This window comes from Microbacterium sp. SS28 (assembly GCF_022761035.1).
GTDB lineage: Bacteria > Actinomycetota > Actinomycetes > Actinomycetales > Microbacteriaceae > Microbacterium.
On the sequence record NZ_JAKWJP010000018.1, the window covers coordinates 1 to 1,368 of the forward strand.

The following is a 1,368-nucleotide window of genomic DNA, read 5'->3' on the forward strand; positions in this document are numbered from 1 at the left end:
GTGGATGCTCCTATGCATGTCAAGTGGGGAGTAGGTCTGCTTGGAGTGCGCGGTAGACCTCGCGGACGACGGCTCGTTTGAGGCAGCGGATGATCTCCTTCTTGGTCTTGCCGTCGGCGGTGCGTTTCGCGACGTAGGCCCGAGTGGGTGCGTGCCATCGGAGGCGGTTAATCACGATCAGGTGGAGCGCGCAGTTCGCGTCCCGGTCGCCGCCGCGGTGGAGTCGGTGTCGGGTGGTGTTGCCCGAGCTGGCCGGAATCGGTGCGACGCCACAGATGCGGGCGAGGGCGGCTTCGGAGTGGAGCCGCTCGATGTTCTCACCAGCGGTGGCGATGATCTGGCCGGCTGCTTCGGGGCCAACGGCGTTCATCGCCATCAGATGCGGAGCGTGCGCGGTGAGGATCTGCCGCAGCTCGGTGTCTGCGTCGGTGATCTCTTCGTCGAGGTGCTGGATGCGACGGGCGAGGCGGCGCAGCATGCGTCGTGCGGTCGCAGCCGGGTCCTCACTGGTGTCGGTGATCCGCAACCGTGCGCAGCGGGCCACCAGCGCGGCCCGGTCGTAGCCGGCGAGCTTGGCGCGGAGCGGTTCAGGAGCTGACCAGAGAAGGCCGTGGATCTGATTGATCGTGGATCTGCGTGCTTTGACGGCGCTGCGCCGGGTGGTGCGGATCAACCGCACCGCTTCGACGAACCCGGTCCGGTTCTTCGGTGTCGTCGTCGCGGCCTCGCTGAGTGTGGCGCGGGCGGCGTTGATCGCGTCGATCGGGTCGGACTTGCCTCGGGCTCTGCGTTCTTGTCGGTTCTGCCGCGCGACTTCGATCACGATGACACCGTTGGCTTGTAAATGGCGTTGCAGGCCTGCCCCGTACGATCCGGTCCCCTCGATACCGATCTTCGCGATCGTTCCGCGTTCGAGGAACCAGGCGAGCATCCGCGCATACCCGTCCGGGCACGCCGCGAACTCTTGATCCGAGAGCAGTTTCCCGGTCACGGCATCCACGACCGCTGCGTGGTGGGTGAGCTTATGCGTGTCGACACCGCCGACGACGACCCGCTCGAGGAGCTGATTTGTCATGCTGGTCCTACCGTCCTTCATCCGATGGGTGGTGAAGTCGTCGGCGTGGCGGTTGGACAGCACAGAGACGGGCCTGTTCCAGCAAGCTCCTATCAAGTCACGGCCGTCACGTCGGCGACTGCGCGCCGGTCCCGGCAGCCGGCCGACAAATCCACATAAGGACAACCGACGGCGTCAATGGCCTTTAGGGTCAGACCGGCAACCAGGGGCCAGCGACCCCATCATCCCGCCGAAAGTGTCAATGGATCTCGGGGTCAGGCCGCCACCAGGACCGGCCCACGTCCATGCTCTCT

At 65.8% G+C, this 1,368-nt stretch carries 1 protein-coding gene; it reads right to left on the reverse strand.

What is annotated here, in order from left to right; genetic code table 11:
- Positions 1–19: 19 nt before the first annotated feature.
- Positions 20–1,075, reverse strand: a complete 1,056-nt coding sequence (locus tag MJ607_RS19785; RefSeq protein WP_243077356.1) for an IS110 family transposase — start codon at positions 1,073–1,075, stop codon at positions 20–22.
- Positions 1,076–1,368 lie beyond the last annotated feature (293 nt).